Source organism: Streptomyces sp. NPDC023573 (assembly GCF_055559735.1).
The window spans coordinates 134388-160382 of the sequence record NZ_JBVHKB010000014.1; the positions used below are offsets into that span (position 1 = coordinate 134388).

The 25995-nt window shown below is 66.8% G+C and carries 25 protein-coding genes and 1 pseudogene; 10 read left to right on the forward strand and 16 right to left on the reverse strand.

What is annotated here, in order from left to right; genetic code table 11:
• The first annotated feature begins 41 nt into the window (after positions 1-41).
• From ACZ32T_RS33205 to ACZ32T_RS33215, 3 genes and pseudogenes are all read left to right on the forward strand, one after another.
• The gene (locus ACZ32T_RS33205; protein WP_467371061.1) at positions 42-377 is read left to right on the forward strand and encodes a DUF6233 domain-containing protein; all 336 of its coding nucleotides are present in this window, start codon (positions 42-44) and stop codon (positions 375-377) included.
• A 119-nt stretch (positions 378-496) separates the two neighbouring features.
• Positions 497-742, forward strand: coding sequence for a hypothetical protein (locus ACZ32T_RS33210; RefSeq protein WP_285574222.1), 246 nt, complete (start codon positions 497-499; stop codon positions 740-742).
• A gap of 348 nt (positions 743-1090) precedes the next feature.
• A pseudogene (locus tag ACZ32T_RS33215) lies at positions 1091-1261 on the forward strand (NF041680 family putative transposase); the annotation flags it as partial.
• A 341-nt stretch (positions 1262-1602) separates the two neighbouring features.
• Here the strand turns inward: ACZ32T_RS33215 and ACZ32T_RS33220 are convergent.
• The 6 genes from ACZ32T_RS33220 to ACZ32T_RS33245 all read right to left on the reverse strand — a co-directional run bounded on the left by ACZ32T_RS33220 (position 1603) and on the right by ACZ32T_RS33245 (position 6100).
• On the reverse strand, positions 1603-2778 hold the full coding sequence (locus ACZ32T_RS33220) for a hypothetical protein (protein WP_467371067.1): 1176 nt from the start codon (positions 2776-2778) through the stop codon (positions 1603-1605).
• Between the two features lie 169 nt (positions 2779-2947).
• Complete coding sequence (locus tag ACZ32T_RS33225; RefSeq protein WP_467371070.1) at positions 2948-3838, reverse strand: hypothetical protein; 891 nt, start codon at positions 3836-3838, stop codon at positions 2948-2950.
• 19 nt (positions 3839-3857) lie between these two features.
• The gene (locus ACZ32T_RS33230) at positions 3858-4112 is read right to left on the reverse strand and encodes a hypothetical protein (RefSeq protein ID WP_467371074.1); all 255 of its coding nucleotides are present in this window, start codon (positions 4110-4112) and stop codon (positions 3858-3860) included.
• Between the two features lie 35 nt (positions 4113-4147).
• Positions 4148-5251 (reverse strand): hypothetical protein, encoded by a 1104-nt coding sequence (locus tag ACZ32T_RS33235; RefSeq protein ID WP_467371077.1) that lies wholly within the window; start codon positions 5249-5251, stop codon positions 4148-4150.
• Positions 5248-5574 (reverse strand): hypothetical protein, encoded by a 327-nt coding sequence (locus ACZ32T_RS33240; protein ID WP_467371079.1) that lies wholly within the window; start codon positions 5572-5574, stop codon positions 5248-5250. Before ACZ32T_RS33240 ends, ACZ32T_RS33235 begins: the two co-directional genes overlap by 4 nt.
• 223 nt (positions 5575-5797) lie before the next feature.
• Positions 5798-6100 carry a hypothetical protein gene (locus ACZ32T_RS33245; RefSeq protein ID WP_467371081.1) on the reverse strand — a complete coding sequence of 101 codons (303 nt, stop codon included), beginning with the start codon at positions 6098-6100 and terminating at the stop codon, positions 5798-5800.
• 169 nt (positions 6101-6269) lie between these two features.
• On the opposite strand from ACZ32T_RS33245, the gene ACZ32T_RS33250 reads away from it, so the two are divergent.
• Positions 6270-6614, forward strand: a complete 345-nt coding sequence (locus ACZ32T_RS33250) for a hypothetical protein (protein ID WP_467371083.1) — start codon at positions 6270-6272, stop codon at positions 6612-6614.
• A 933-nt stretch (positions 6615-7547) separates the two neighbouring features.
• Here ACZ32T_RS33250 and ACZ32T_RS33255 read toward each other — a convergent pair.
• From ACZ32T_RS33255 to ACZ32T_RS33275, 5 genes are all read right to left on the reverse strand, one after another.
• Positions 7548-9743 carry a helicase associated domain-containing protein gene (locus ACZ32T_RS33255; RefSeq protein ID WP_467371085.1) on the reverse strand — a complete coding sequence of 732 codons (2196 nt, stop codon included), beginning with the start codon at positions 9741-9743 and terminating at the stop codon, positions 7548-7550.
• 123 nt (positions 9744-9866) lie between these two features.
• Positions 9867-10988: an IS630 family transposase gene (locus ACZ32T_RS33260; protein ID WP_467371087.1), complete on the reverse strand. Its 1122-nt coding sequence runs from the start codon at positions 10986-10988 to the stop codon at positions 9867-9869.
• A gap of 83 nt (positions 10989-11071) precedes the next feature.
• The gene (locus ACZ32T_RS33265) at positions 11072-11386 is read right to left on the reverse strand and encodes a hypothetical protein (protein WP_467371089.1); all 315 of its coding nucleotides are present in this window, start codon (positions 11384-11386) and stop codon (positions 11072-11074) included.
• A gap of 58 nt (positions 11387-11444) precedes the next feature.
• The gene (locus tag ACZ32T_RS33270) at positions 11445-11801 is read right to left on the reverse strand and encodes a DEAD/DEAH box helicase (RefSeq protein WP_467371092.1); all 357 of its coding nucleotides are present in this window, start codon (positions 11799-11801) and stop codon (positions 11445-11447) included.
• A complete protein-coding gene (locus ACZ32T_RS33275; protein ID WP_467371094.1) occupies positions 11798-12478 on the reverse strand; it encodes a hypothetical protein in 681 nt (226 codons plus the stop codon). The genes ACZ32T_RS33270 and ACZ32T_RS33275 overlap by 4 nt, the downstream gene beginning before the upstream one ends.
• A 559-nt stretch (positions 12479-13037) precedes the next feature.
• Here ACZ32T_RS33275 and ACZ32T_RS33280 point away from each other — a divergent pair.
• The 4 genes from ACZ32T_RS33280 (at position 13038) to ACZ32T_RS33295 (ending at position 16676) form a co-directional block, all read left to right on the forward strand.
• On the forward strand, positions 13038-14585 hold the full coding sequence (locus ACZ32T_RS33280) for a restriction endonuclease (RefSeq protein ID WP_467371097.1): 1548 nt from the start codon (positions 13038-13040) through the stop codon (positions 14583-14585).
• Between the two features lie 216 nt (positions 14586-14801).
• Positions 14802-15983: a hypothetical protein gene (locus ACZ32T_RS33285; protein WP_467371099.1), complete on the forward strand. Its 1182-nt coding sequence runs from the start codon at positions 14802-14804 to the stop codon at positions 15981-15983.
• A 69-nt stretch (positions 15984-16052) separates the two neighbouring features.
• Positions 16053-16292, forward strand: a complete 240-nt coding sequence (locus ACZ32T_RS33290; RefSeq protein ID WP_467371101.1) for an antitoxin MazE7 — start codon at positions 16053-16055, stop codon at positions 16290-16292.
• A 3-nt stretch (positions 16293-16295) separates the two neighbouring features.
• Positions 16296-16676 (forward strand): toxin Doc, encoded by a 381-nt coding sequence (locus ACZ32T_RS33295; protein ID WP_319306943.1) that lies wholly within the window; start codon positions 16296-16298, stop codon positions 16674-16676.
• Positions 16677-16883: 207 nt separating this feature from the next.
• Here ACZ32T_RS33295 and ACZ32T_RS33300 read toward each other — a convergent pair whose 3' ends face one another.
• Positions 16884-17483, reverse strand: coding sequence for a hypothetical protein (locus ACZ32T_RS33300; protein WP_467371105.1), 600 nt, complete (start codon positions 17481-17483; stop codon positions 16884-16886).
• Positions 17484-17999: 516 nt separating this feature from the next.
• Between ACZ32T_RS33300 and ACZ32T_RS33305 the strand changes: the two genes are divergently transcribed.
• Positions 18000-18137, forward strand: coding sequence for a hypothetical protein (locus tag ACZ32T_RS33305; protein ID WP_363143015.1), 138 nt, complete (start codon positions 18000-18002; stop codon positions 18135-18137).
• A 234-nt stretch (positions 18138-18371) separates the two neighbouring features.
• Here the strand turns inward: ACZ32T_RS33305 and ACZ32T_RS33310 are convergent, their stop codons facing one another.
• Together ACZ32T_RS33310 and ACZ32T_RS33315 are read right to left on the reverse strand one after the other, a co-directional pair.
• The gene (locus tag ACZ32T_RS33310) at positions 18372-21881 is read right to left on the reverse strand and encodes a DEAD/DEAH box helicase (protein ID WP_467371107.1); all 3510 of its coding nucleotides are present in this window, start codon (positions 21879-21881) and stop codon (positions 18372-18374) included.
• Positions 21866-22756, reverse strand: a complete 891-nt coding sequence (locus ACZ32T_RS33315; RefSeq protein WP_467371109.1) for a hypothetical protein — start codon at positions 22754-22756, stop codon at positions 21866-21868. The genes ACZ32T_RS33310 and ACZ32T_RS33315 overlap by 16 nt, the downstream gene beginning before the upstream one ends.
• 617 nt (positions 22757-23373) lie before the next feature.
• On the opposite strand from ACZ32T_RS33315, the gene ACZ32T_RS33320 reads away from it, so the two are divergent.
• Entirely contained in the window at positions 23374-23790 is a 417-nt protein-coding gene (locus ACZ32T_RS33320) for an HNH endonuclease signature motif containing protein (RefSeq protein WP_467371123.1), read from the forward strand.
• A gap of 56 nt (positions 23791-23846) precedes the next feature.
• Here ACZ32T_RS33320 and ACZ32T_RS33325 read toward each other — a convergent pair whose 3' ends face one another.
• Together ACZ32T_RS33325 and ACZ32T_RS33330 are read right to left on the reverse strand one after the other, a co-directional pair.
• Entirely contained in the window at positions 23847-24290 is a 444-nt protein-coding gene (locus ACZ32T_RS33325; RefSeq protein WP_467371111.1) for a MarR family transcriptional regulator, read from the reverse strand.
• On the reverse strand, positions 24287-24991 hold the full coding sequence (locus ACZ32T_RS33330) for a hypothetical protein (RefSeq protein ID WP_467371113.1): 705 nt from the start codon (positions 24989-24991) through the stop codon (positions 24287-24289). The genes ACZ32T_RS33325 and ACZ32T_RS33330 overlap by 4 nt, the downstream gene beginning before the upstream one ends.
• Positions 24992-25995 lie beyond the last annotated feature (1004 nt).

Here is a 25995-nt window from a genome sequence, read left to right on the forward strand (position 1 = left end):
CCCGCTGCTGTGGTTCGCGGACGCGACGTAAAGTAGAACATATGTACGATCTCCCTTCGGACCTGCCGCGCCTGCATACGCTGCGGCTGTGGCACGCCATGTGGCTCGGGCGGATCGACGACGCCATCGCTGCAGTCGAGCAGCGGGAGGCCGAGCGGCGGCAGGGCGAAGAGCGGCGGCCGCCGCCACCGGACTGGATTGTCGAGCTGGGCATCGGCCAGGGCCGGCCTCCGATCGAGGTGCACTCCGGTCACTGCCACGCTGCGGGACCGCGGCGCCGGAGCATCGACCGGGACCAGGCCCGCGCCCTTCTCTCCGACGGGGTCCGAGCATGCGACCACTGCCGGCCCGATACCGATCTTGGGGTACTCGGGTAATCCGACGAGGGCTGAGCTTGTTCTTTTTCTTCTGACCTCGACGCCGAAGGTTGGGCGGGCAGCCGCGTGACCGTTGATCTGTGACGCGCCACAGCGCGCTGACCTGGCAAGATGCTCCCATGGAGACTGGGTTCCCCTGGGGGTCTACACCAACCGTCGATCTCCGTCTGTGGCGTGCTGACGCGATCGTGCTGTTCGACTGGCTGATGAGCACCGACCTGAACACCGTGCCGATCACGCACCCGGCTCAGAAGCAGGCTCTCGCAGACCTGCTGGCACGCCTGGAGGAGGTGGACATCATCGAGTCCACCGGTGAAGAGATCGCCGCAGCCCAGGCCGAGGTGGCCAAGAACATGGGTTGGTAGGGACTCGCTCGAGGTCCGGGCCCCCTCGAAGGGCGCCTCGAACTGCGTCGCTCACATGGAGAATCACCGGACATGGGGGCGGCCTTCGTCTGATCATGTGCTCCGACCAAGGTGCACGTGACCACGACGAAGGCCGTGAGGTGAGTCTGCTGCCTGATGCTGTTCGGAGGGAAGCGTTTGCGGAGGCGTCACGCTTCCCTACGTTGTTCTGCGGGACGTGGTGAGCCCTTCGTATGGTTGACCCGCCCAGAGGTGTCGGGTGTGGCTTTCACGCTTCTGCCGCTTGTGGCTTCCCCGGATTGGCCACCCGACGCCTCACGACGACTCGGCTGCCAATTAGGAATTGCGATCCGCGCTCACCTCGCCTGCCCGGCCCGTGTTCCCAAACCCCGAGGCACCGGACCCGGCCGGCCACCCGGCGCCAAGAACAAACACCCGGCACCCCGCTACGACGTCGGCAAAACCGTCAAACGACCCGAGACCCTCAAGGCCATCGGCAAGCCCGGAAGATCTTGGTAGATAAAGAACAAGTTGAGTGCCTGTTTCTGAACCCCGTGCCAGCAGGTCAAAGGGCAACTATCCGAAAGGGGAGCTTCCGGAAAGCGTTCGGGGAACGGTCACTGTGACCGTTCCCCGAACGGAACTGCTGAGGCTGGAGTGACGCGAGCGCGAGAAGGGGTGCCGGTAGGAACTCTGTCACCAGCCGCAAACGGCGGTGATCAGCCCTTGGACTTTGGAGACCGCGGCAGTTCGGTCGCACTGGTCGCCTCGTCGAGTGCGAGGCGACCACCCTCCATCTGGAGCACGTAGCTGTAGATGGTGCCCGCTCCCGGTCAAGAGAAGTGACAGTGACAGCATGCTCAGCGTGCGGCCTTCTTCTGCAGGATCCATACGTAGTACCACTTGCCGTGTGCGCGTTTGGGTTTGATATCAGCAAATGCCTGGATGGTCGGCCACAGGCCGGTTGCGCCAGCTGCGATCGTCGCGCTGGTGGCAAGCGCACCTTGGAGGGCATCGGGGCGGACTGCGGCAAGGACGGCGCTCGTCGAACCCAGCACAGCACCGGACCGGATCAGGGCCCGGGACCGGGTCGCCTTGTGTATCTCAGCAGTAGCGGCGCTCAACTCGTCACGGATGGCGAGCGCGATTCGTTCCAGGGCGAGCTGTGAGTCGACGGCTTCCAGCGCGTCGTCGAGTTCGAGGAGCCGAGAGCGCATGAAGTCACGGTACTGGGTGTAGGAGTTGAACTCCTCGCTGGTCACCTGCGCGAAGTCGTTAAGGCTGAGCCCGTTGATGAAGGGCAGATCGATTTCCAGGATCGGCCGGACCACCCGGCTGGCAATGGGCTTGACCCTCGACAGATCCACGGCCCGGCCGTGCTCCACCACGAAGTCGATGGACCGGTCGCTGAAGGAAGGGAGTGGATCAATCTCCGGAGGCTCCGAGTCGATGTCCGATCTGCTGACAGACCCCCCGGATACTTTGACCGGGCAATACCAAACCAGCCCGCTGCGGAGCAGAGGCTCAGCGTTCAGAAGCCACTGGCCTAACTCTCCAATGTCCTTGGTCACCATCCCGTAGCGGCTGATCAGACCAGTGTTGAAGGAAACACCTGTTCCTGATGGGTCGACTTCACGGTTTTGGCTTGAGTGGAAGCCGAGCTGGTGCACGGCTCCGGTGCCGTGCTCGGACAACAGCACGGTGTCCGCGACCAGGACAGCCCGCTTGGTGACATGGGTGAAGCCCCCCATCTCTGAGGACAGCCCGACGTAGTACGGGGCGGCCGAGGCGTTCTTTGCGCGCAGTAGACGCAGGTAGTCGACTTCTCGGCCGTACTTGATAGCGACGCCCTGGACAGACGTCCTCTCCTGTTTCGAAAGCGAGTCGTAGAACGCGTTCATCCGGGCCGCCACTATCCGGTTCTGTGTCTGCCGGTCCTGCCACGCTCGCCATCCACGTTTGAACATCTGCACAGCATGATTGGCAGCCGAGCCCTCGTCCAGCAGGTGCTGTGGCCGCTCGGGGCGCTGCACCATCGGTACGAGGCCGCCGCTCCCCGCGTACGGCGCGAAAGCGAGCGCCCTCGCGCGTGACTGAGTGCCTGTTTTCGATTCCGGCCTCCCCAGCGCCCTTGGACACCCAGCCAGCCTAGGACCCAAAGCTACTCAAAACCGGGGATCGAAAACAGGCACTGACTGCTGCCGCCTATCGTTCCGGTGAGATCACGGTGGCTGGCTCCGCGGTGTCGAGATGCGCCTGCGCTGTCTCCAGGAACGCGGTGCGGGCTTGGTCGATGAAGGCGAGGTAGTCCGCTTGCTGCAGGTGCATTTCGTATCGCCCGGCATGCGCAGCGTCATGCAGCAAAGTACGGGCCTGCCCGGCGGAAACGGCTGGGCAGACCGCGAGCGCTTGAACCGCGTCGGTATGTGCTCGCTCGATCCGCCTGTATGCGGTGTCGGCTTCTTCGTTGGGGTCGAAGCCGAAGAGAACGGGCTGTAGACCACCAGCCGTGGCTCTGACGGTGTGCATCAGGGTGGACAGGGTTGAAAGTGCAACTTGCGCGTCGTGGAGCGGGGTGGGCCCCCAGTCGCCTTGATCTGCTTGCTCCTCGGTGGTGGCTGATTCCAGAGAGTGCCAGGCACGGGATGCCTCGAGGTCGCCCTCGATGAGGTCCAGGTAGTCGCTGGAGGTACGGCGCAGCAGCTTTGCGGCTTCGACGACGAGTGGCGGTCCTTCGAGCTCAATGATCACCAGTGCCGTCTTCACAGCCCGGCGCAGCGCATGCAGGTCTTCGTCTGCCCGGGTCCGGGCTTCGGTTGCGGAGCTTACGGCGTCTTCGACGGCGAGAAGGAAGGCTGCCCAGGCGTCCCGGCGGATTCCACGGCGCCATTGGTCGTGGGCCGCGGAGGTCTGGGCGGTGGCTTGGTCAAGGGCCGCCCGGTAGGTGGCATGAGCCTGCGAAAGCCCGGCCTGGCTCGTGGCGTCGGCGCTGCGCAGCGCGGCTCGCGTCTGCCATCTGCCCACGAGCACGGTCGCGGGGACCGAAACCGCTGCAACAAGCACGGCACCCATTGCGCCGATTCCCTGAAGGTCCATGGTTATCCCCGATTCCGCGTCAGCCCTGTGCGCGCAGGACACGCCGTGAGTCGACCAGGGAGCGCCAGCGGGCGCGAGCGGTCTGCTCGCCGTCGATCCATCGGGTCGGTGAGGCGACCTTGGCGGGTGTGGGGATGCTGCCCATGAAGTGGGCGATGGCGGCGTGGTACGCGAAGTTCCCGTCCTGGGTGAGTTCGCGCAGGCGGCCCGGTGGCGGGGGCGCTCGGCGGCTCTGGCCTGTGGCCTTTCGGGCTGCATCCCGTACTCGTGGCACTGCCTTTCGGGTAGATCAGGTGGCGGGGTACGAGTTCAGAAGGCGGCGTATCGGATGTCGATGCAGTTGCGGCACATGGGGATCGACTCGCCATCAGGGACTACGTCGAGAACCGTCCCACACCCGCCTTCACAGTTGATCAGATTCCTGAAGACGGTGCCGCACGAGAAGCACAAGGGCGACATTCCCGGTTTGCTCGCTGCGGTCACCGTGTCCGGAACCAACGCGCGGTCACTGCACTCAGGGCATTCGACCACCGGCGGGTCGCCCCCCTCCTGGACGACTGACTCATCGTCTACCCCCAGGATCATCCAGGCGTAGGTGAGGGCTGTGAAATCCGGTTCACTCCAATCCTGGTCGCAGAACAGGCAGGTCAGGCCATGTTCTCCGTTCCCGGTGACGAGGGCCCACTGCTCACAGTCGGGGCACTGCACCGTCACGTCGGCGACCCGGGCCAAGGCGTCCCGGAGATTGTTCATGCGCTGCTTGACCAGCGTCTCAATGCTCTTGAGCTTCAACCGGAAAGCCTGCATCGTCTGCTCGACATCCCGAGCCTCTACCTCGTCGAGCCCTGGGATGAGGTGCCGGTTGATGAACGTGAGCAGAAAGTCGAGCACCTTCACCGCGCGGGACTCGAAGGCATACGCGTTCTGGGTCAGGCCGTAGTGCTGGAGAGCGTTGCGGCTCTCCCCGAGTTCCTTAATGCGCTTGCGGTCGTCCACGTCGAGGGCCAGGCGAGCGATACCGCGCAGCCGATCGAAGGCGTCCAGAGTGCCGCAGCTCTTGAACTTGCCGCTCTCCCAGGTCTCGTGGGTAGCCTCGGCCGGGTTCTGGAAGATGAGGCTGAAGTGCTCATGCGAAAGGCGGGCCTTAAGCAGTACCTCGGTGGCCGCCTGGAGGTGGAGCACCGTGTACTTGAGGTCGCGGGCTCCGGGCGGCGTAGCGCCCTCGGTCAGGTGCTGGAAGACGCTCACCAGGTAGTCCATGCCGTTGGACACGGGGGTGTAGGACACGTCCGGCCGCGGGGACGGGCGCTCGGCCTTCTTCCCGCTCTGGGCGGGCACGGTCGCCGACGCTGGAGGTTGCTCCGCGTCGCTCTCGGGCTCCTCGGGATGCTGCGGTTCGTTTTGGTCGCTCATCGGGTCCAGTCCTCGGCTTTGGCCGGCGTCTGCACGGCGAACTCTGTCTCGAAGTTGGGGTGGTCCTGCCAGCCGCTGGCGATGTGGCGCAGCGCCTGCCCGAGGCCGTCCGCTACCCCGGTCGCATACTCCGGGCCCTGACCCTTCAGGTTGGGAAGGATCTCGGTGTAGGAGACCAGGAGTGCCGTGGTCCAGGCCGCGAGGCTGCGGGCGGAACCGAAGTCGGGGCCAAGCTCCTGGATGCGGGCGCTGACGAACTGGATGAGCCGCTCTTCGACGGTCTGCTGACTGGCCATCGCCAGGGGCAAGGGGTGGACGCTCACGGTCGTTCGGTCTCCTCGCGGTGGTTGAAGGGGTTGGTGCACTCTGGCGAGGGTCCACCCACGGTATCCATGGCGCTCGTCAGGCGCCCAAAGTCTCCCTGGCTCCCGGAGAGCTGCGGGTCGGGTCTGCGCGCCAGGTGGAAGCCTGCGCGCATTTCGAGAACTCCCGCGCGTCTCAGAATGGCCTCAGCCAGTCGCGCGATGTGTGAAGGGCCGTCCATGGTTACGACTGCCACTGCTTCCGTGACCGGGTGCAACGCTGCGAGAGACGTCGATGCCTTGCTTCCTGAATCTGCGGCGCCAGCTCGGGTTCGGAGGGATCGTGCCAGGGCCGAAAGACCTCGACTGCAACCCGCTTGACCGTGTACGCCGTGGCGAGCAGATGCGTGTGGGACTCCCGCTGGAAAGTACGCCGTACGGACTCAAAGGTGCTGTGCCCTTGTGCCTTGCCCGCGCCGTAGGCGGCCAGAGCGGCGGTGAGGGCGACCGGGCTGGCGATGAGTGCGGCGACAACTTCAGATTCCACAAGTTCGATCATGCCTAAATCACTCGGCCGACCGGAGGCGTTTCTCTGGATCGGTCCGAGGTGTCAGAGATGGCTGGCAGACTTCGGCCGCTGGCGCCACGGCGGCGCTTTAAAAGGGGTTGTGCGTATGTCCGAGGGGCCTGGGGTGGCGGAAACGATCCTCATTGCGTTGGCGACAGCACTGGTCACGGCGGTGGCCACTGGGTGGCTGGTGATGCCGCGACTGGAGGCCCGTAAGCGCCGCATCCTGGAGGCGCACCTGGCCCGGGACCAGTTCCTGGCCGCGATGCTGCGGATCCTGTCAGCGGGCGCCCGGCTGCGGAACTTCGAGGCGCCGGCCGCGGACGATGGGGCATGGACGCCCGTCATGCGTGAGCGCGTAGAAGCGGAGCGGGCACGCTGGGTGAAGCAGCTTGACGTGGCGACCGAGTGGATGGTCGACAACATGGAGACGTACGCAGTCAGCTGGCCCACCGGCTTCCTGCGTGGCGTCGTCGGCACCTACGTTCCCTAAGTCCGGGCGGTAGTCATCTCCGAGCGTGAGGACAACCGAAAGGCCGAACTTCTGGAGTGGCTCACCACGCCCGTGTGGGAGGTCTTCGGTTCGCGAGGGTGGCAGCGCAGCCCGGGACGCATGAGGCGCGCGGAACGGCAGCTGGCGGCGCGCATCCAGCAGATCGAGGCCGAGGTCGATCGGCAGAACTTCCCCGCCCCTGCCTGAGCGCACATTCTCGACGGGTTCGGTGCCTCATCTCGACCCGGCTCCGAGAGCCGCTCTCCACGTCGAGATCACCGAAAGCGTGAAAAGCAGAAAAATCGCCCGGCGCGCTGACGAGCCATCTAGAGTCGGTGATTCGCGGGTCGTTCGTGGCTGCCCGCTACTCCGTGCTCCCGCACCGCGGTCGGGAGGACCAGGCCCGCCCGGCTGCTCGCCGTAGGGGCCTGAAAGAGGAGTAGCTGTGCTTCGCTACGAACCACCGGGTGGCTGGGCCGTCTTTCTCGCCATGCTCGACATGACAATCAACCTGGCGATGTGGCTCTCCAGCTAACCCGGCGTCCGTAACCAGCGGTGCGAGGCGGAGTCTGGGTGTACAGCCGGCTCCGCCACGTACCCACTACCTAACGCACTACGCAGTGCGCTGGCGGCGTAATCCTCACCGTAATGCACGTCACGGATTCAAGTTCCGTGATTCACGGATGTTCGGGAACATTGCATGCTGCCCAATGTCGGGACGCAGGGGAATTTCCTGGTGAGCAGTCCTGGTGAGCATTGCTGTCACGGAACCCTGTGTGCCCTCCACCCACGGCCGTGGTGCAGCTTCCCTCGCGGCGATGAAGGCCTGGATCAGCGGATCTTTCAAGCCGGTGTGCCCACGAGGGAAGGTGCACGTCCGGCGATCCGGCCCAGCAGCCGGGCGACAGGGTAGCGGCCACGGGGAAGCGATGGTCACGTCCACCGCATCCCGATGGCGGACAGCTGCTCCACCCGGCCAGGGGTCAGCGCCGTCGCCCGAGAGCGCTGGTTCGCGATCCACGCGCCAAGCTTGAGGGCACGCTCCTCTGCCTGGGCATCATCGGTGTCGGGCAAGCTGATGGTCTCGATGTGCTTGCGGGGGACCTTGAGGTGGCCTTCCCTATCGAAGAACTGCTTGGCAGCGGTGAGGTGGATGGCCCACTTCTGGGCCTGGCTCATCGAGGGCTTCGGCTTCTCAGCTTCCTCGGCCGGCTCGATGCCCAGAACCTGATCACACATCCACTGTTGTGCCCCAGTGAGCTTGTCCCACCCGGTGCGGACGGCCTGGACCCAGCGGCCGAGGTCCTCGCCCTGGGCCAGGGCCTGCCCGGGCTGGGTGGGGAGGGGTTCGCCGGCTTCGAGGTGGAGGCGGGTGAGGTGGAAGGTGCGCTGCCAGGTGACGGGCCAGGCCGGGCACCAGGATGCGTCGATTTCCTCCAGCTGCTCGCGCCGTTCCTCGGACAGGGCCCAGCCTGTGGTGTCAGCGGGGAGTCCTTCGGCTTCGCGGTGTTGGTTGTCGTGGGCGCGGCGGGCTGCGGCGCGGGCGTTCTTCAGGAAGATGCCGACCTTCGCTCCTTCGTAGGTGGCGTCCAGGGGTGCGAGGAGGTGGCCGTGCAGGTGCGCCCAGGCGCGGGCGGCGGACGGGCCTTCTTCCCAGGCGATGTCGACGGTGGACCAGATCATGCCGAGCTTCTCGAGCTGGTCGATGCGGTCGTCCGACATGGTGCCGCGGGCGTACTGGCGGCGGGCGTCGGCGATCCACTGCCCGAGCGGGAACCCGGCCAGCGACGCCGGCCACCCCATCTCACCGACAGAGCCCTGCCCGCCGTCGAGGTCGTGGTCCTGCGAGGAGTCGGGGACGCGGAAGGTGAAGGGCACGCGCAGGTCGCCGTGCTGGCCGGTGTAGAGGACGGAGGCTTCGATCCCGCGACGCCAGTGCTCGTGTTCGGGGTCCAGGATCCGCAGCTTGATGAACGCTGCCAGCACCGCGGGATCCCGGGGGGCGCTGAACTTCAGCAGCTCCCGTGCCCCGGCACTCGGCCCCTGCGCCTCATCGCCCTCCCCCTGTTCGGTCTCGACGTCGTCCATGTCCGAATCGCTGGGGGGCTCAGTACGGGTGAGGGAGGGGGTCTGGCCAAGGGTTTCCACGATGCGGGCGTCGTGGGCGCGGAGGGCTTCGAGGAGTTTGGCGAGGTCTCCGTAGGCCTTGCTGGTGAGCATGCTCGCGGCGCTCTCGCCGGGCTTGAGGAGGATGGGGACGACGAGGGAGGCGGTCTTGTCCTCGCCGGGCTTCATGCGCAGGGCGCGGCCGACGGCCTGGACGAGGTCGGGCATGGATCCGCGGACGTCGGCGAAGTACACGCTGTCGCAGTCGCGGGTGTCGACGCCTTCCCCGAGGACTTTCACTGAGCCGAGGTAGCTCTTCTCCACGACGGTGCCGTCGCCGGCGATGCCGGTGGCGAACTCGTCCAGGACCCGGGCACGCTGGAGCGGGGTGTGCTCCCCGGACAGCCACTCGGCCCAGATGGTGTTCGGGTAGAGCTCCGGGTCGTCCTTGTGGAGGCGGGCGGCGACGTCGGGCAGGCCGCTGATGAAGGCTTCGGCTTCCTTGACCAGGTGGTGGAAGGTCAGGGTGTGCTTGAAGCCTTCCTCTGCCGAGGCCTTGACCAGGGCGGTCTGCAGGGCGGCGATCCTCGCCCCGCGCACCTCCTCGGTAGTGGCCTCACTGCCCGGGCGCAGGGTGTCCTGGTACTCGGTGTCCGTGACGTCGACACACACGACCTGGTAGCGGGCACAGATTCCCCGGCTCACCGCGTCGGACAAGGTGAGGGTGTAGGCCCTGCTGCCGAACGGGCCGTCGGGGTCGTCCTCCATGCTCGCCACGAGCTCCCCGGGCTGGCCCGGGGTGTCCTCGTCGAGCTGCCATACCCGGGGGGTCGCGGTCATGCAGAGGCGCCGGGCGGCCGGGATGCGCTGGTTGTCGTGAACGACGGCCCACGGCTTCCCGATCCGCCCGGAGGTGCGGTGGGCTTCATCCACGACGATCAGGTCCCAGCCGGCCAGGCCCGCCTGGTGGGCGCGCTCCAGAGTGCCGAGACCAAGGGAGGCGTAGGTCGCAAAGACGGTCACCTTGTCGAGGTTGCGGGTCCACTCGACGAGCTCGGTGGCGTCGGTGGTGTTCGGGAAGGACGCCTCCTCACCACGGAGTGAGGAGATGCCTAGTGCTCTGACCGCATAGGTTCGCCGGGTTGTTCAGGACGCAGTGTCGACGGGACGCCCGCCCCAGCGGATGCCCTTCTCGCTGCGGATTCGGGCGCGTTCCTTGCGCTCGGCGGCCAGGACATCGCGGTGACGGGCGTTGGCGTTGCGCCACCGCAGGTAGGCGTGCAGGGCCCGGGTCTGAACGGTGTGGTTCGGGTGATTCGAATTGGCGATGGTGAACTGCCTCAGCGGTCCGAAGTGGGCTTCGATCGGGTTCGCCCGGGAGGCGTAGGTCGGGGTGAAGCACAACTCGACCTTGTTCTTCTTCGCCCAGCGGCGGATGTCAGTGCCCTTGTGGGCGGACAAGTTGTCCATGATCACGTAGATCGGTGCTCCGTCGGACCGGGCAGCGCGGATCGACTTCAGCGCGGCCAGCGTGTTCACGGCACCTTTCCTGCGGCGGTTGACACCCCACAGGCGGTCGTCGCCGACCGAGTAGCAGCCGTGGAAATATCGGACCCCGTGGGTGCGGTGGTAGGTGGCAGGGAGCCGGTCGGGGCGTCCCTGGCTGGCCCAGCCCGAGCCTGCGATGGGCCGGATCCCGAGGGGGCCGAACTCGTCGAAAGCGAAGACCCGGTCCGGGAAACGGTCCAGGACCTCCTCGATCCGGTCCAGTTTCGCCTCGCGCTCCGGGTCGGGTGACTCCTTCCAGGTCTTGGTGCGCTGGAAGGTGACGCCGCGGCGGGCGAGGAGGCTGCGTAACGCCTCGCGGCCGATGCGAATGGTCCGGCCGTGGACTTTGCGCAGGTAGGCGGCGAGTTTGCGCAGTGACCAGCGGGTAAAAGGCTGGCCGAGCTTCGCCGGGCGGGTGGTGGCCGTCTGAATGACGAAGTTCTCGTCGTCAGTGCTGAGCAGGCGGGGACGGCCTCCCGCCCACTGAGGGTCCAGACAGCCCAGGCCGATCTCGTTGAACCGGTGGATCACGTCCCGGACGGTGTCCTCATCGGCCTGCACCAGCTGGGCGATCACCGGGACACGGTTCCCGCCGGCCGAGGCCAGCAGCATCGTCGCGCGCCGGTAGCGCACCGAACTCGTGCTGCCCCGGCGCACGATCTTTTGCAGCAGCTGTCCCTCCTGATCGGTCAGTCTGCGCACACGGACAGGCTCGGCCACCGCACCTCCAGCGGTCGGATTGGACGTCACCGCACATCCAACCGTCACGACCGCCAGCCCGGCGAACATTCCCCGCCAGGGGACTACTTGTCGCGTATGGCTTCGATCTCGGCAGCCAGCGAGGCCACGTGGCGTGCAAGCGTGTAGTACTTGCTCGCGTACTCGTCGCTGATTGCTGGAAGAACCTTCTCGAACGCCCCCACCAACCTGATCAAGCCTCCGCGGGACGGTTCGGGGAGGGGGCCTTTGAGAACGCGGGAGGCGTAGCCGGCGGTGTCCGCGTCGAGCATGACCATGTCCTGGTCCTCAATGTCCAGGCCGCGGAACCCGTTTGGAAACGGCATGGCCCTGTACTCGTCCATCATCTGCGAGAGCGCGTCGAGCTTCTTCTGAATCACGCGGAGAGTCTGCCAGGGGCTGTGCGGTGAGGTGCCGTTCGCGCCGCTGTACCGGAATTCACGGAACGTCCAAGCGCGCTGACCCCAACCCGGTGAACCTATGCGGACACAGCACTAGCACGGGGCCGGTGCGGCCGCTGTCCCGCCAGGCCTGCTCGGTCTGGATGAGCAGATCCAGGGAGGGGACGAGGACGAGCACGCGGCCGGCTTGGAGTTCGTCCGCGCTCCGGGCGGCGACGAGGGTCTTGCCGGAGCCGGTCGCCATGATGACCTGCGTGCGCAGGCCCCGGGCCGGGAGGCGGGTGCCGGGCGGCAGCTCCAGGGCGCGCAGGATCGCGTCGAGGGCTTCGCGCTGGTGAGGACGTAGAACGGGCTTGCTCACGGGGGAGGCCTCCGTCGGTAAGGGGGTGCTCATGCGCGCACGGTCCGGCGCTCGATCTCCGCATCCACGAACTGGGCCCACCGGTCGGCCCACGCCTGGTGGGCTTCGCTGTCGGCGGGGATGTCGACCAGGTCCTCGGGGACGTCGATGGTGACGGCGTCGTACTCGGCGGGATCGAAGAGGGAGGCCCACACCACCCGGTGCTCGGAGTCGCTGACCACGGCGGCGAGAACACCGCCGGTGGCGGCGTCGCCCTTGCGGACCGCGTCCCAGCCGGTGATGACGGCCTTCTCCCTGCTCCGCGTCATCACGGTGTCCCTCCCGTGCGGGGGCTGGCGCCCGGTCAGGGTGTGCAGGGTCCAGCGGGTGCCCACGGCCTGCGGCCACCGGTTTCGCGCGCTCTGCCGCGTGATCCTCGCCGCCGTCCCCATCTCCGGGTAGCTCGCCCCCGCCCGCCCGGAGCGTGCCGCAGCCTCCTTCATCACCCGTTCGGCGATCTCACCGCACTCGGCGGCGACCTCCAGGTGCCGCAGATGCAGACGCCGGGCCGCGGGCGACTTCGGACGCAGGGCGTCCACGCTGTGCGGATGCCCGTCCGCGGGGATGCCCTCACGCCGCTTCGCCTCGGCCCACAGCAGGTCCTGAAGCGCCGTCCCGAAGCCGATGCCCTCGTCCCGCTCGCCGTCATCGACCCACACGTCATCACTCATAGAGACAACTTACACGTCAGACCAGGAAAATGACAAGAAAACTTTCCAAACGGAGATCTTGCGGGGGGACGTCAGAGAAGAAATGCACTCCCGCCCCTGGACCCGCTCGACACGACCATCAGACTCCACCCCGAACCCTGCGGCCGTACCAACCAACAGACCACATCACCTGGGGAGATCGTCATCTGAGAGGCACCGCCGCACACCAGACCCCGACGGCCTCGGCCGCTACACCCTCGGACCCTCGCGGGAGGCCCGGGCAGGGGTCAGGCACTTCGCAGGCCCTAATCGGGCCCGAAATCGCAATACCGCGTGCATCAATTGCATTCTCTCGCGGTCGAGGAAACGAAATTCGACGACCCGAACTCCGTGAGCCTGCTTGTTTTCAGGGCATTCAGCACCCCAACCCCCCGCCGCTCCGGAGACACCGCGACCTCCCTGGCCGAGCCCGGGCGCAAGCGGCGCACGCGCGACGACGGCCACCGAGATACCAGGGCGCCCGTGCAGGCCTAGAATTTGGGCACTTCACATTCGAGGGGGACTCGTGCCGGATCCTGCAATGCCCTTGACTGGCGGCCAGGCGTCGGCGCCCGGTCCGCTGCTCAGCGACCTGTACCAGGTGATCGTCCCGCGAGCCATCAAGGTCGCGGAAGTCGGCGCGACCCAGCGGACCGCAGATAGCATTCGCTACCTGCGACCCAGGGACCTCCATGCGCCGTCCATCGTCGATCCCGAGAACGGTGACGATTCTGACTTCGACGAAGGCGAGTGGCTGACCGAGGCCCCACCTCAGAACCTCATCCAAGCGGGCGACATTCTCATGGTGAACGCCTTCGGGTCCCGCGGACCCAGACTGAGCCTCGTCGGACCGATCCGCATTCGCACCGCGGTAAGTTTTGCCCTCCTGGTTCTGCGCCCGATTGTCCCCATCGAGCCCGGCCATCCCCGACTGATCATGGCGTTCCTGCGCTCCAGCCCTCAACTTCGGCCACTGTTCACGTCGATGCATGGAGTCTTCAGGATCTCGCCCCGTGCTCTGCGGGGCCTTCGCGTACCCAGCCGGGATGATGCGCTGTCGGCTGTGCTCGGTGAACTGGACTTCGCCGGAGACCAGATGGCCCGCTGGCACCAGGAGGCCGAGAATCTCGTCGATGACGTCTTCGGGGAGAGCGAGGATCCCCTGGAGGCACGCCGCTCGATCATCCGCGCCGGCCAGCTGATCCGCCTTCGGGCCGACGCCGCCGCCCAGCTCGATGACCCTGGCTACATAGCCCGCACGCGCTTCCCCTACCCACTGGCGCAGCGCTGGCGTGAGGTCGAGGCCCGTATGAGCACCGACGACCGGGACCGCGCCTACAAAGCCGTCCTCGATGCCGCCGAGGCCCTACTCGGCTTCTGCGCACTGCTCGTGGCCGGCCTCGCCCAGGAGACTGGCATCACCTTCAAAGCGCTCAAGAGCCTGCAGAACAAGATCTCCACTCAGCCGGGCGGCCCCGGATTCGGCGACTGGACACGCATACTCCAGCAAGCCGCATCCGCCACCGGCACTGCCGGTCTGAACGCCGACCACCCCTTCCATGAACTCGCCGCCCTCCTCGTCGAGGGGTCCGACGCCGACCAGGCCGCCACCCGCCTCGCTGGCCGGCGCAACAACCACGCTCACGGTCGCGCCAACGAACCGCTGCCCACCCCTGGCGCCCTCGCCGACGCCTTCACCGACCTGGCCCTGCTCTTCGAACGCGCCCGCTTCCTCGCCGACTGGTCCCTGCTGCACGTCACCTCGGTCAACTGGGACCGCCTGAGCGCCAGCGAGACGCTCGGCTACCGCCGACTCACAGGCGACCACCCCGTCGTGCCCACCGCGACCATGGTCGTCACCGGCGCCGACCGGATCGAGGCCGGCAGCCTCTACCTCGCCGACCGCGACCAAAATCTGCACCCGCTCCGCCCGTTTCTCACCTGCGAGATCTGCGAAGCCTGCAGCAGCTGGTCGATCTTCCACGCCGACAAGGAGAACGGGCAGCTGATCCAGCGCAGCTTGGAACACGGCCACAACTACCCCTATAGGGGCAACGAGGCGGCGCTGCGCACGGTCGGCCTGCGGTAGCCGGCCCAGCGCGGGCCTGCCAGGACGTCGGCGCCCGGTGAGGGCCAGCGACCAGGGGCCAGCTCCCTGTGGCACACAGTTCCTGCCTGACGCCCTACCTGGCGACTGCCGGGGCACTGGTTGCGTTCGTCCCACGCCAGTAAAGGAGCCAGGCGAAGGCACCTGCACTGTGACAACCAGGCTCGCAGCATCTACCCGGTGGGTAATGATGACGACGTGAGTCTGGACTTGAGCAACTACGAGCTGCGTTGGCCTACATCACTGTTCGTCGCCGAAGGGGAGCACGCCCTTCACGCCGCAGGCCCCTCGTGGGACGAGCGCGTCACCTGGCTACTGACCGAAGCCCTGGTGGGCGGCACGGCAGCCGCGGACTTCGCAGCGATACCCACGGCAGCGAACTTGACCGACGATCCTTGGACCACCTCAGCCAGCCGATGGGGCACCGCGCACAAGACCCAGAAGGACGAGCAGAGCGCCTGGCTGAAGGAGCTTCTCGCGCGCGCGTCCGAGCTCCAGCACGCGACAGCGCCCCGCCCGTACTGGCCCCAGCGGCAGGGCCAGAGGGCCGCTTCAGTATCCCGCGCCGAGCGGAGCCCCCGTAAGGACTTCGCCCGCCTCATCAGTGCCTTCGCCGACGACGGCTACCTGACCGAGGCGTTCGGAGCGTACTGCGTCGACGACCGCGACGAGCTACCCGATGCTTCCGCGATCATCGAGGACCGCCTCGGCATCGCCGATCTGTGGCCCCTGGCCTGGCAGGACTGGGACGAAGACACCTTCTACGGCCTCATCGAGGTCTTCCACGACCTGGTCAGCCGGCCTCGCACACGACGGCACCACCCATACAGCGGCTGCGGATGGCACCACCAGGAGTTCCACCACAGCCCCGCCCGCATCCTGTACCGGTGGAAGGTCAACCGGCTGCTACGCGAAGCCGGCATCGAGTACGAGCTGGCCTCGGAAGGCGAGGAACTCGGACGGCTAGTCGCTGTCACCGACGACGCACGCAGCGCCCTGGTGCACCGCACACTCAACGACAGTGCCCCCAGCATCCTGGGCGACGTCGACCACGCCATCGCACTCTTCCGCAGACGCCACACGTCCATCGAGAACAAGCGATCGGCCATCGTCGCTCTCGCACGCGTCCTGGAGGAACGCCGCGCCTTGATCAAGGAACATCTCGGAAAGGACGAAGGGGCCCTGTTCGAGATCGCCAACCGGTACGACCTACGCCACCGCAACGCCGGGCAGCATGGCGACTACGCCGACGCCTTCCTCGACTGGATCTTCTGGTGGTACCTCGCCACGATCGAACTGACCAACCAACTGATCGCCACACGGCCAACGCAAGCAGGCTCGGAAGAATCCTCCGCGACGGGCCCCGAGGATCCCTTCTAAGCCCAGCAAGCCCCCCCGCTTTTCTGTAGTGGGTGGTCCTGGTACAGATGGGCGCGGCATACTCGACGCATGGCTGGCATCGAGATCGACGACACCACCCTGGACGCGCTGCAGGCCCTGGCCGACGCGGAAGGTCTTCCGCTGGATGGCTACCTGGCGCAGGTGGCCGCGGAGAAGAGGCGTGAGCGCGCGCTCGATGAGGGTGCAGAGATCTTTCGCCGGGTGACCGGCGACACGGCGACGGCCAGCGCATTCGACGCCGAATACGGCGGACCCGCGGCGGCCGCGCTCGCTCCGCGGGCGGCCTGACCTGTGCCTGCCGAGTACTACGTCGACTACCGCTGGTTCCTGGAGCGCCAGGCCGACCTGCTGGACGACCTGGCCGTCAACGACTACTCCGTGTTCGCCGGCCTGGCCGCTCGGCACAAGACCGACCCGCCCCGCCACGACCAGCACACCCCGGACCCCTTCTGGCGGGCCGCTGTGATGCTGGAAGAGTGCGTTCTCCTGCGTCCGCTACCTGCTCGCAACGAGCTGTACGGGTTCGGCGTCGCCGTCGCCTACCTGGGCATGCACGGGGAGCAGATCAACACGAAGTTTGAAGCGTGGCGTGACCTGATCGCCGACATCCGAACCCTGCAGCTGGACTCGTACGCCATCGCAGAGCGGCTGCGCTCCCTGCGGACAGAATGAACAGCCCGAGCCGCATTCCGTACTTCTGCTGACAGCGCCGCCTGCCGCGCTTTGCCCAGGACCCGGGCGTGGGCCCGATGATGGCCGGGACGGCTGACCTAGCGCCCAAGTAGGTGAGCCTGAGGAGGTCCAACTCGCTCCGACGCAGGTTGCCGTCACTGCCCCGCCCATACCTCAGACGGGGCTTCAGACGACGTGGCTCCGTGCTCACGCAGCGGCAGGAGAAGGGGCATTCCGCCGATCGGCCTCGGCCGCCATCTCCGCGATGAGCGCCGCCAGCTTCCGCTGCGCCCGTGCGATGTCTGAAGGGCGTCGCTCCCAGCCTCGGGAGCCGAAGACCTCCCACACAGGGGTCGTGAGCGCCACCAGAATCTCCGCCTTCCTGGTGTCCTGACGCTCGGAGAGCATCACCGCCCAGGCCTGGGCCACGTAGGTGGAGATCAGGTCCCGCAGCAACTCGGTCGGCCAGCTGGGCGCGTACAGCTCCACGTTGTCCACCAGCCACTCGGTGGCGTCTTCGAGCTGTTTGACCCAGCGGGCGCGCCCCGCCTCAATGCGCTCCCGCATGACCGGCGAGCACGCCGGATCGTCCGGGGCCGGCGCCTCGAAGTTTTGCAGTCGACCGCCCGCCCCCAGAATCCGCCGCATCTCCGCCAGGAACTGGTCCCGGGCCTGATGCACATCCAGGATGCGGCGCTTGCGGGCCTCCAACCTCGGCACCACCAGCCACTGCGTACCCACTGTCGTAACCAGTGCCGTCACCAACGCGATCGTGACTGTCTCCACAACTCCCGGATCAGCAGGCATGCGCTCAACCTCTCTCACTGCGCCGCCATGGCGCTCTGCAGCCGAACTGTGCCAGCCTGCTCTGACAGCTCGACCCGATCAGACGAAAGGCCCTACGGCGACCGGGCCTCTTCGGCATGACCGGGGCTCGTGGAATCCGAAGCCGTCGCCGCCCTTGTCGCGAGCCCGGTCGCTCTGACCGCCGCCGTGGCCGCCTACGCCGCAGGCAAGGCCTCGACACACAATGCGCCCTGCGCCAGTACGCCCACGAGATCGAAGACGTCCGCGTCCTCTACTTCATCACTGCTCTGCGCACAAGGTGTCGGCTTCACTGCGCGCTGGACATCGACAAATTCGCCAAAACTCGGGCCGCTGGGGACCGCGGAACTTCCCCAAAGGCGGCCTTCCCAGATGACGATGCGCTGCGACTTCCCCCTACCGATGCCTGAATACTCCCGAAATCTAAGACTCCGTTGTAGGACGTTCCGCTGCCACGAATACCCGATGGCAGACGGAAGAAGGAAGGAGGCGGAGGGAATGCCCATCTCGAACTCTGACGATCGGCACCAGGCCGACCAAGAGCCCCGCCGCGTGCTAGGTCCTGTCGGACAGTTCATTGCGCTGGTGACAGCGTTGGTGATCGATCTGACAATCAAGCACCTGACCGGTGCCTGACGAAGAGGTTGACCCTGCCGGGCGCAACGGCGTCGGCAGGGTCGCTCCCGGTCGTGAACTCGGCTGGCGACACAACTTGCCGCTGGCCAGCCGACAGAACCGTGCCTAACGTCCCTCACACAGCCACATGAGCTTGACCTGCAACACACCCCGCGAACCCCAGATAACGATGATCGTCGTGGCCTACATCGATGTCTGAGGGGCCGTGGGTTCGCCGCCCTGGGCTGGAGGTGATTACAGGCTGGACATGGCCAGGGAGGTGACCAGCTGCCCGGCCTCAAGGTGGTGGGTGAGGTCGAGACCGCTATCGATCATGGTGAGGACGGCGTGGTGCCGGGCGGCGGGGATCGTCGCGATCTGGGCAGCGTCGCGGCTGACCTTAATGGGCGTCGGCTTTTTGCCTGGGCGGCTCAGGGTGACGGGCCCGTTCTCGGCGCCCCAGCCTATTCGTGTCAGAGGGGTGGTCACTGGGCGCCCCCGCAGCAGTTCATTGAGCGGGTTGGCCGGCTTGCTCACGTAGTCGAGGAGGTCCTCGACCTCGTACGTGTTGGCGTTGTACGTAGTGATCCAGCCATCGATCTCCTGTTCGGCGAGCCAGGTGCGGAGGTCATTGGAGCCGATGCGGGCATCTGCCGCGGTGCGGCCGATCTGCTGGGCCAGGCGGCGAGAGGTGATGCCGGAGGTGAGCAGGGTGATCGCCTGCGCGGTATCAACGCCGTGCCGGATGTGCCAGGCCGTGTGTGCGTACAGGCGGGGCGTGGTGGGGGTCAGTAGGGGATGGCTGTTGACGAGGTTGACCAAGGCGCCGGCTGTCCAGCTGATCGCGTGCTCGAAGGCCTTGCTGATGCTGTGTACGGCCTGCTCCAGCGGCTTCGGATCAGCCGGCTCACTGTCGGGCATCCAGATGCGGGCCAGTTCCGGGATGGAGGTGCCGGAGATCCAGCTCCGGATCGCGTCGCTGATCGGCACGTCGGGGGCGTAGGCCCCTGTGCCATCGAACTTCCAGCATCCGCGGGTCTCGGGCAGCGCCAGAAGGCTCCCGAAGACATCTTGCTCGGCTAGAAAGCTCAGGGTCTGCTCGAGCGGCCATTCGGGCGGCTCGAAGAAGATGCTCATCTCGTCCAGAGTGTCTACGGGGGCTGCTTGGGCGACCAGATGCTCCGCGAGGCGCTGAGCGATGCTGTCGAGGAAGCGCGCGGATCCGACGCAAGTGCCGGTGCTGGCCCAGCGACGTGCGGTGCCAGGGTCGGTGGAGTCGTAGACCGTAGCGACCTGCTCCGCAAGGGCCATCCAGCGGGCCGGGACGGTCTCGTCGTCGGCCTGCTTCATCGCGAGGAGCGATCGCACCGGGTCCAGCCGGTCGCCGGGTGCGTGGAGGGTCTCGGCATGGGTCTGCAGGACGAGCCACACGAACGCGGCGAAGTCGGCCGCGACATTCCCCATCACGCCGAACAGAGCGTCGAGAGAATGCTGCAGCTCCCGCTCAGCCTGTGCAAGTGCCCACAGCGCTTCCTCACTCAGCAGTTCGGACGTGACGGTGAGCTGTTCGGTGTCGGGGGTGAGTGTCTCGAACTCTTCTGGCCGGGGAGGATAGGGGCGGGTGAGGATGACCCACCCCTCGCTCTCACGACCCGCCCGGCCAGCCCGGCCGATGGCGTTCAACAGCTCCGCAGGACTGAGACTGCGCTGGTTGCCGCGCGTTGGATCGCCCTGGACCGTGTGATTGATGATGACGGTGCGAACCGGGAGGTTGACGCCGTCGGTGAGGGTGGTGGTGCTGGCGATGGCCAGCAGGTCCCCGTCGCGAAGCCCTTGTTCGACGGCGTGGAGGACGTCGTCGGGGAGGTCACCGTGGTGGAAGGCGACGCCGTGGCGGGTGCAGTTGACCAGAGGGTGCTGCTCACCGAGGGTCTCGGCCAGGAACTCGGTAAGCGCCGCCGCCTCGGGGCGGACAGCCAACCGCTCGGCCATGGCGTGGGCGGCGTTCCTGGCGAGTACTTTGCTGGCGACGACCATCAGGACACTGCCGGCACGGGTCAGGGCAGCGGCGCCGACGGCGAACACCTCGTAGTCCGCGGTGCCGCCGCCGAGCCTGGTGCTGCTGTTCCACTGCCAGGAGCTGGGGGAGGCATACGCCCTGGTGCCGACGCTGGGGATAGTCAGACCGAAGGTGCCGCTGGTGGCGGTCGGCCGGACGTCGAGCCGGGAGGCTATCGGAACGCTGGCCCGGGTAGTGGACGAGTGATTCTTGCTCCGCTTGCGCGGAGTGCGCACGGCCTGGCTCTTGAGCAGCTGCGGGTACATGAGGCCGTGCAGACGCCGGGGGCCGCGCCAGTCGTCGGTGAAGTACACCTCTTGGGCCGGCCGAGTCGGGTCCAGCCACGAAGCCAGGGCAGCCCGGTTGCCGACAGCGGCTGACAGCAGCACCAGCCGGATGTCGGGGCGGTTTCGCAGGAGGGCGAGCAGGCTCTCCAGCACGAAGCCGCGCCGTCCTTGCGTGAGGTGGTGGGCCTCGTCGACGACGATGAGGCTGACGTCGTCCAGCGCTCCACCTGGGTTGTTGCGGATCGTGTGCATGAGCCGTTCCGGGGTCACAACGTCTACGTCTCCGACGAGGGACCCGCTGCCGTCGGCGAGCGGGAAGTCCGGCTGCTCGGCGACCAGCTTGCGTTCCATCAGCCGCAGCCGGCCGCGCAGCGCGGCCCGCATCTCCCGGCCGAGGCTGCGCATCGGCGAGACGTAGACCACGCGGCCGGGCTTCTGTGCCAGGTGAGAGCAGATGACCAGCTGGGCCATCAGCGTCTTGCCCGCGCTGGTTGGCACGCTGATCAGGCTCCGGCTGGTGCCGGGGTCGACCGGGTTACCCCGCTCCAGGTTCAGCAGCTGGCGCTGCGGGCGCCACAGAGTCATCACCGGCGGGTGAGACACGGCGAAGGTCCGCGCAACCGCATCCGGCGTCCCCTCGGGGAGCAGCGTGTACAGGCTACTGGCGGCCATCTCGCCGCTGAGGCCGAGAAGGTGGGCCGCGACCCACCGGGCGGCCGGATCACTGCGGCCGGCGCGCCCGTCCAGCACGCTGCCCAGTAGGTCCTGCGCCTCGTGCAGACGGTCCGAATCTCCGAACGAGAGGAACAGGCGAAGGAAGTGGACCGCTTCAACCACGGCTTCAGCGGGTCCGTACATTGTGCCCGCCAGCGGTTCATCGCTCATCAGAGTCCGCAGCTCCGCGAACTGGCGGCGCCAAGCGGAGAGGGCCCGGTTCAGGTCGGGCCGATCGAACGCCAGGAAGACGACGCCGGCCTCCAGGGCCAGGGTGTCGAGGTGCGCCGGGAGCGAGGAGGTGAAGTTCACCAGGTTCTTGACCTGGCGGTAGACCGCGGTGGCATTGGGCTCTTGCTCGCACCTGCGGTACCCGGCCTGGGCGGCGAAGGCGATCCTCAGCCGCTCGGTGGGGGAGTGTCGCTCGTCGGCCAGGGCCAGGTCCATCACGTGCGCGCTGACAGCGAGGGCCTGCCGAGTCCGCATTGGGTCGAACCCGGGCGTCTCGGGCTCGACCGCGGCCAGTCCGTGCAGGAGCCACGCTGTCGCCAGCACGTCGTCCGGAATCTCATGGTCCCTGCGGAAGGCGGCAATCTCCAGCTCGGTGATGGCCGCCAGCAGGTCCTGCGCCGAGGGCAGGACCCCGCCGGGGCGGTGTTCGCCGAGGGCGGTCGCGAGTACGGCCGGGTCTAGAGTGCGGTCCACACGTACTCCCTCACCTCATGGGCGAAGCCCTCAAGGTCGTCGATCGCCACCACCAGGCCCTGCAGTGCGCCGGGGTGCTTGTGGGTGGTGAAGTGTTGGTGCGCGAGGTGGAAAGCCTTCGTCGGGATCGCCGTGGTATTCAGCGCGACGCTGACCCCGCCGCCGGCCGACTCCTCCTCATCGACCCACTGCTCGGTCAGGCTGCCCACGAATTCCCGGGTGTCGTCAGCGAGCAGCTTGTCGCCCCAGGAAAGCATCCCCAGGTAGGTCGCGCCCTTGGTGCTGAGCTGCGTCCAGCCCTTGTGGATCGCCCCATCCGCCCGGTTCGCCTTGCCGGTGTACTTCTTCATCTCCCATAGACGGAAGGAGAAGCCCCGGTCCGTTCCACCTTCCCGGTAGACGATGAGTCCGTCGCCGCCTCCGTCGTTGACGGCGGCCTTCGGCGGTCCGAGGATCTCCACGGCGCGCGCGGGATCCTTAGGCAGGTCGCGGGTCAGGAGGTACCAGAGCCACTCGCCGACGTAACCGGCCAGGCCGTGGTTGCCCTTCTTCTTCGCGGCTGCCGCTTCGAAGACGGGCTTCGCGAAGTGCTCCACCAGGAGGTGATCCTTCCCGGTCAGTTTCTCCCCGTTCAGGGTGGCCTCGCGCCACTGGCCGTAGCTCCGTGCACGCCCGTCAGTGCGTTCCCGCATGATCTCGTCGGCGACTATCCACCCTGCGGCTGCCCGGTCCTCGGGGCTGCCGCTGAGAGTGACGACGAGCTCCCACGGGCACGTCTGGTCCTCTCCTTGAGGCTCCCGTCGCATCAGGTCGGCCACCCGTCCACCGACGGCCGTCGCTCGGGCCATCGCCTGCGCGGGCGAAACGTCCGTCACCCAAACCCCCTGCTCGTCCCAGACCACCCGCGCCGTGGCGCTTTGGCGCAGGGGACCGAGGCAGCCCTCGGCAAGGGCACCCTATCGAGCGGTCTGCGCCCGCAGGAGGGGACCAGGAGCCCTGCTAAGAGGAGGCCAGCCACAATCGGGCGCTGCGGTGCGACTCTCGCTCCTTCCCAGGAAGTGGGGCATCACAAGCGCATCTCGAGCCTGACTGAAGCGGAACTGCGTGTCAGTGCCTCGTGTAACCCTGGCAGGTCGATGCCGTCGGGGAGGGACACATGCACGACGCGATTGGCGCTGAGGGCGCCGCAACGATCCTCAGGATGTCTGCGGCCAGGAAGCGAGGGGGAGAGATTGGGAGGTTCGGCGTTGGGGTTAAGAGCGTCTTAGCTGTCTGTGGCCCCCATGTGGTGCCGTGGGAGATCAGCAGTACTTGCCCTTACGGCTGGGCAAAGCCCATAGAGGCTGCAAAGGTGACGAATCGGCAGCAAAGGATGCCGTCCCTTGCTCAGTGGCTGGAGGTCTCGTCAACTGAACTACGCAAGGCGACGGCAACTGGAGAACGCGGAGACAGCAATTGCTGGCTCGAACCAGTCGCGTATGCGCCGCAGCGGATGCGGGTTCGGTCCACTTCGGACACTGCGGCCTACAACGCGGCGTGCGATGCGCTGCTGGAACGTGAAGCAGCAGGGAAGCACGGGGTCCGGCGAGAGACGACGGCAGAGCGTCGTCACCGGGACGGTGCGGCAACCCGAGAGGTACTCAGGCGCAGCAAAGGCCGCTGTGAGAACCCTGAGTGTCTCCTTCCGAACCTTCCGTATCGCACGGCAGCGGGTAGGCCGCTGCTCGAAGTCGATCACATCGACAACCATGCCTCAGGCGGGCGCGACTACCCGAGCGCCATGATCGCTCTGTGCCCTAACTGCCATCGCAACAAGACTCACGGAGCAGACCGAAGCCGGCTGACCGAGCGGCTGCGAGCGGAGGCCTTGAAGCGCCACATGGCCCTGCGTGGTCCCGGCAAGGATTAAGTCCGAACTGCGGGGACGCCTCGAGGACGTGCGTCGCAAGGCGAAAGCACCATCGGTCAGGAGACTGCCTTGAGTACCTGGCGGCGCTTCTGCTTCTCTCGCTCGCGTCGCTTGGTCTCCAGCTGGTCCTGGTAGGCGGCTGCGGCGCTCTTGTAGCGGTCGACGAAGCCTGGGGAGTTGAGTCTCTGCTCGGCCGGCATCGTCTTGATGGCGGCCACTGCGTCCTCGGGGGAGAGGTAGGGGGCGAGCATGGCGTTGATCTGGTAGATCCCGGCGCGCTGCTTCGTGACGAGTTGGGCCAGGTCGAGGTCCCGCATGGCGGCGTTCACGGCTGCTCGGCTGAGGTGGAGCATGCCGGCGATGGTGATCTGGTCGATCTCGATGCGGCCGCCTGGCTCGCTGTGAGCACGGAGCTTCAGCAGGACTCGGTAGGCGGCGGGCAGCAGGTCCAGGTCGGCGACGATGCCCTCGGCATTGACTGCAGCGAAATGCAGACTCACAGATCGATCCCCTTCTCCAGACGCTGAGCACGGTCCCGGCGGCGCTGCTCACGCTGCTCGGCCCGTTCCTTCCGCAGCCTCTCGATCTCCTGGCGCATCTTCTCCAATGAGGGGAAGCGCACTAGATCCGGGAGGCTTTGGTCGGACCGGATCTTAGCGATCGTCGCGTGCTGGTCGACCTTCACGTACTCCGCCGGCGTCGTCTCGGTACCAGGGATGAACTCGGCTACGCGGTAGCTGTAGGGCGGGTTGAACTGGTACACCCCGCGCTTCACCTTGAACACGATGCCGTGGAACATGACCTCGCCCAGGGCCTCGTTGGCCTTCGTCCGGGACACGTCCAGCACCGTGGCCATCTCGTCCTGGGTCAGGGGGATGCGCCCGCCGGCCCGCTGACAGGCGATGAGGAGCAGGATCATCCGAAGGGGCAGGGCCTCGCGGAAGAACTGTGCGATGACGAAGAAGAACTCCAGGCTGTCCATGGAGAACGCGTTCGGCTGGTCCGGCTGCCCGTAGAACTCCAGGGGCTTCCGCTGGCTTTCCAGGGTGAGCTTCCGCCCGGGGTACTGCCGGGCGACGTCGTCGAGCCCTCTGACGGGGGCCAGATGCTGGTTGAAGGCGTCAGCTGGATCGGTCAGTGGCAGCTTGGGCTGCGGCTCGCCGCGGGGACCGGTCCTGCGACGCTGCGGCTCGGTTGGCACGAGGTTGCTCTCCCAGCATCTGGTTCGTCGTTCCGGCCGCAGTATGTCACCTGGGCTTGACATGGATGTCGCTTCGACACGACATGAAGGACGAGTTGTGTCCCTCCTGGGGGACACAACTCACTCGTGGCGCCCAGCCGTGCCGTCATGAACCCGCTGGCCCCCATGTCGCCTCTGCTTGACACGCGAGCACTCCGCGTGTCGAGTCCAGTTGACATTGCGCCCCTTCAACGCCCCCTGAGGAGGGACACATCGCCAGCGTTATGTCCCTCCTCAGGGGGCCTATCGCAGGGCTCCCACGCCCCTGACCAGCGCTTTCTTGATCTTCGTAGGTATTAGGTGGCTGAGGTCTCCTCCGCCCCTCGATGCCCGGTCGGCTGGGTGTCGACAGGGTGGGGTTGGGGGTGGCCTCAGGTGGGCGGTGCGTGTCCGTCAGCGGGTGTGGTGGGCAGGGTTGGTGTCGTCCTGTCAGTGGCTCTTGTGGATCGGCTTTCTCTCACGGGTGGGTGGGGCTTTTCTTTTCGGGGTGGCCGGTGGCTTTTCCGTTCGGGGTTTTTCCGGGGTCCTGGTGGGGTGCAGGGGTGGGGGGTACTGCGTCATGTTCTTATCTAGCTCTCGGTTTGAGTCACACCGGGGCCGCTGTCTGGTCTGCTGGTGCTGTCCGATTCTCTCGATCGTTGCTGGCGTGTTTGGCATCCTGGTGCGGGTGTCCGGGCCCGGAGGGTTCGGGCACCACGGTCCCCCGTGCTCCGTCAGGTGAGGTCGTGTCGCCCGGCGAACGGTCAGGACTCTTGTCGCGCCTGGCTTGTGATGGCCCGTAGGGTCATGCACCACCACGACTCCCATACTCGCCGAACCCACCCTCACAACCCACCCCGCCCATGCGGGAATTCCGGAGGAATTCACCAAACTATTCCGGAGGAATGGTTTGGGAAACCCGTAGGGTTTCGTCGTCTTTACGACCCGTAGGGTCGTGCGTCGTTCCTCCGGAGGAGGACGCGCGC